2 protein-coding genes and 2 pseudogenes are annotated in these 3,865 nt (G+C 67.4%); 2 read left to right on the top strand and 2 right to left on the bottom strand.

Annotated features, from left to right (window positions below):
• A pseudogene (locus tag ACFY4A_RS42385) lies at positions 1–164 on the bottom strand (methylmalonyl-CoA carboxyltransferase); the annotation flags it as partial.
• A gap of 16 nt (positions 165–180) precedes the next feature.
• Positions 181–1,818, bottom strand: a complete 1,638-nt coding sequence (locus ACFY4A_RS42380; protein ID WP_390834643.1) for a methylmalonyl-CoA mutase — start codon at positions 1,816–1,818, stop codon at positions 181–183.
• Between the two features lie 50 nt (positions 1,819–1,868).
• Here ACFY4A_RS42380 and ACFY4A_RS42375 point away from each other — a divergent pair, with 50 nt between their 5' ends.
• Positions 1,869–2,555 carry a TetR/AcrR family transcriptional regulator gene (locus ACFY4A_RS42375; protein ID WP_390834642.1) on the top strand — a complete coding sequence of 229 codons (687 nt, stop codon included), beginning with the start codon at positions 1,869–1,871 and terminating at the stop codon, positions 2,553–2,555.
• A gap of 448 nt (positions 2,556–3,003) precedes the next feature.
• Positions 3,004–3,865, top strand: a pseudogene (locus tag ACFY4A_RS42370) (RNA-guided endonuclease InsQ/TnpB family protein); the annotation flags it as partial.

Below are 3,865 nucleotides of genomic sequence, written 5' to 3'. Positions count from 1 at the left end.
AGAAGCAGTTCGATCCGCTCACGGGCCGTCAGCTTCCCCTTGGCGTGCTGCTTCTCCACGGCGCGCTCGGAGCCGGCGTGCGTCGCCGCCAGGACACGGCGCTGCAGATCCGCGATCTTGCCCGCGGTCGTACGTATGTCGATGTCGTTCACTGGCTGCTCCACCCCGGGGCTCGTCGGTTCAGAAGGTGTCGTGGGGGACGTACACGCCCCAGACGTCGCGCAGCGCGTGGGAGACCTCGCCTGCCGTGGCGCGCAGCCGCAGGGCCTCACGCATCGGGGGCAGCACGTTGTCGGTGCCCTCGGCGGCGATGCGCAGGGCGTCGAGGGCGCGTGAGACGGCGTCGTTGTCGCGTTCCTCGCGCAGGGCGGCGAGGCGTTCACGCTGGTCGAGCTCGATCTGTGGGTCGACGCGCAGCGGCTCGTACGGCTCCTCCTCATCGAGGACGTACTTGTTGACCCCCACCACGGTCCGCTCCCGGTTGTCGATCTCCAGCGCGGTCCGGTACGCGGACTTCTCGATCTCCGACTTCTGGAAGCCCTGCTCGATCGCCGCCACCGCGCCGCCATGGTCCTCGACCGACTGGATCAGTTCCAGGACCGCCCCTTCCACATCGTCGGTCATCGACTCCATGACATAGGACCCGGCAAAGGGGTCGACGGTCTTGGTCACGTCGGTCTCGTAGGCGATGACCTGCTGGGTGCGCAGGGCCAGTCGCGCCGCCTTCTGGGTGGGCAGGGCGATGGCCTCGTCGTAGGAGTTGGTGTGCAGCGACTGCGTCCCGCCCAGGACCGCGCCCAGGCCCTGCAGGGCAACCCGGACGAGGTTGACCTCCGGCTGCTGTGCCGTCAACTGCACACCGGCGGTCTGGGTGTGGAAGCGCAGCATCTGCGATTTGGGGTTCTCGGCCTTGAATTCGTCGCGCATGATGCGTGCCCAGATCCGGCGGGCGGCGCGGAACTTCGCGATCTCCTCCAGGAGCGTGGTGCGGGCGACGAAGAAGAACGACAGGCGAGGCGCGAAGTCGTCCACGTCCAGGCCCGCGGCGATCGCGGCGCGCACGTATTCCTTGGCGTTGGCGAGGGTGAACGCGATCTCCTGCGCCGGCGTGGCCCCGGCCTCCGCCATGTGGTAGCCGGAGATGGAGATGGTGTTCCAGCGCGGCAACTCCCGGTGGCAGTAGGCGAAGATGTTGCTGATCAGCCGCAGGGATTGCTGCGGCGGGAAGATGTATGTGCCGCGGGCGATGTACTCCTTGAGCACGTCGTTCTGGATCGTGCCGGTCAACTGGTCACCGGAGACGCCCTGTTCGGTCGCCACCAGCTGGTACAGCAGGAGCAGCGTCGCCGCGGGGGCGTTGATCGTCATTGATGTCGACACCTTGCCCAGCGGCAGGCCCTGGAAGAGCGTCCGCATGTCCTCGATGGAGTCGATCGCCACGCCGACCTTGCCCACCTCGCCGTGGGCGATGGCCTCGTCGGAGTCGTAGCCCATCTGTGTCGGCAGGTCGAAGGCCACGCTCAGGCCGCCGGTACCCGCGCCGACCAGTTCGTGGTAGCGCTCGTTGGACTCCTTGGCCGTGCCGAACCCGGCGTACTGCCGCATCGTCCAGGGCCGGCCGGTGTACATCGACGGATACACGCCCCGTGTGAACGGGAATTTCCCCGGGGCGCCCAGCTTGGCGTCCGCGTCGAACTCCGTCAGTGACCAGCCGTCGTAGAGCGACTGGATGGGCAATCCGGACTCGCTCTGCGCAAGGGAACCCACGCCCCAACCTCCTCTGGTACTGAATCTCTCTTGAACGGTACTCAGTACCATCACAGTGGGCAAGTGGTCTCGGGTACCCGGACAGGGAAGGATGAGCCGTCATGAGCAAGTCATCCGCGCGCATCCGACTGACGGACGCCGCCTTCGCGCTCTTCGACGAGCGCGGATACGAGCAGACGACCGTCGACGACATCGCAGAAAGGGCCGGAGTAGGACGTACGACGTTCTTCCGGCACTACCGGTCCAAGGAAGCAGTGATCTTCCCCGACCACGACCGGCTGCTCGAGCAGATCAAGGACCGGCTGGCCACCTCCAGCCACAGCACCGCCCTGGTCGCAGTGTCGGATGCGGTGCGCCTGGTCCTGCTGCACTACATCGACGAAGGCGACCTCGCTCGTCGGCGCTATGGGCTCACCAGCAAGGTGCCGGCCCTGCGTGACCGTGAGATCGCCAGTGTGGCGCGTTATCAGCGACTGTTCCGCGAGTTCATCGCGGAGTGGATGGGAGACCCGACGGCATCGGCTTCACTGAGGGCCGAGCTCATGGCTGCGTCCGTGGTCGCGGCTCACAACCACGTGCTGCGCCGCTGGCTCCGGGGCGAGTCCTCCGATCCGGTGGCGGAGGTGGACGAGGCGATGCATGAGGTCCTCGCGCTTTTCCCGGTGCCCTCATCACAGGAAGGCACCACTGACACCGGCACCACGATTGTCGCCTTCCGCACCACGCGGGACCTTGATGTACTGCTTCCCTCCCTGAGACGGCTCGTCGAAGGCGGATCTGCGAGCTGATCCCCGCCGCAGTGGGCCGGGTGTGCCCAAAGTGCTGTGCGCGACGAATGCGTCGGTCCTCTCCGCCGACGTGGCTTCGCGGCGGCCTTGGTGGCCTGGTTTCTGCACACCCCGGGCATCCCGGGCCGTATCCGCGGCGGCGAGACCTTCTTCTCTCTGCCCGGCCGAGCTGGTTCGGCCTCGTCGCCGGGACAAGGACTGCCGCGTCGGCTCATCGTGGACGAGCCGACGGCTCCGCATCCGTTCTGGGACATCGGGCCGCGGTGGCCGCTTGGCGACGGCTGGGCAACGCTCCACACCGACGGTGGGTTCGTGCTGGCCTTCCAGAGGGTGGAAGATCATCAGCCGCCGGGGTGGCCGGATCCCGCTCGCCCTCAGCAGTTCCACCTCGACTGGGGGTAAAGGACCTGGACCAAGCCCAGGAAGAGGTCCTCAATCGGGGCGCCGCGCCCGCTGGAAGATCACCGAGACCGGCCGGCTGAGCCTGTCGAAGATCGGCGAGGTGCGGGTCAGGTGGTCGCGGTCCCTGCCCGCTGTGCCGTCCAGCGTCACCGTGATCAAGGACTCGGCGGGCAGGTATGTCGCGTCTTTCGTCATCGACACCGATCCGGCCGCCGACGCGAAACGGATGCCCGCGAGCGACCGGGCGGTGGGCATCGACCTCGGCCTCACACACTTCGCGGTTCTCTCCGACGGCACGAAGATCGACTCCCCGCGGTTTTTGCGCCGCGCGGAGAAGAAACTGAAGAAGGCCCAGCGGGAGCTGTCCCGCAAACACAAGGGATCCGGAAACCGGGCCAAGGCCCGTGTCAAGGTGGCCCGCGCGCATGCGCGGGTGGCCGACGCCCGCCGTGAGTTCCACCACCAGCTCTCCACCCGGCTGATCCGTGAAAACCAAACGGTCGCCGTGGAGGACCTGGCGATGGGCGGCCTGGCACGCACCAGACTGGCCAAGAGCATCCACGACGCGGGCTGGTCGCAGTTCGTGCACATGCTGGAGTACAAAGCCGCCCGGTACGGGCGGGTCCTCGTGAAGATCGGCCGGTTCGAGCCCACCAGCCAGGTGTGCTCCGCCTGCGGCCACCGTGACGGGCCCAAGCCCCTGCAGGTGCGGGAATGGACCTGCGCATCCTGCGGCACGGTCCATGACCGGGACCACAACGCCGCCATCAACATCAAGGCCGCCGGACTGGCGGTGACAGCCTGTGGAGCGCAGGTAGTGCGCCGTGAAGCGCACGTTGTTCGAGTGGCGGTGAAAGGACGCCACCGCTGCCCTGTCGCAGCAGGGCGGTTGAAGCTGAGGGCAGCCT

The sequence above is a fragment of the Streptomyces sp. NPDC001292 genome, assembly GCF_042896465.1.
Taxonomy (GTDB): domain Bacteria; phylum Actinomycetota; class Actinomycetes; order Streptomycetales; family Streptomycetaceae; genus Streptomyces.
This window is presented reverse-complemented; position numbering and strand designations above follow the sequence as displayed.

Bases quoted from the DNA above. Each gene is read 5' to 3' on its own strand.
- ACFY4A_RS42375 (WP_390834642.1), top strand. From the start codon at position 1,869: ATGAGCAAGTCATCCGCGCGCATCCGACTGACGGACGCCGCCTTCGCG.
- ACFY4A_RS42380 (WP_390834643.1), bottom strand. From the start codon at position 1,818: ATGGTACTGAGTACCGTTCAAGAGAGATTCAGTACCAGAGGAGGTTGG.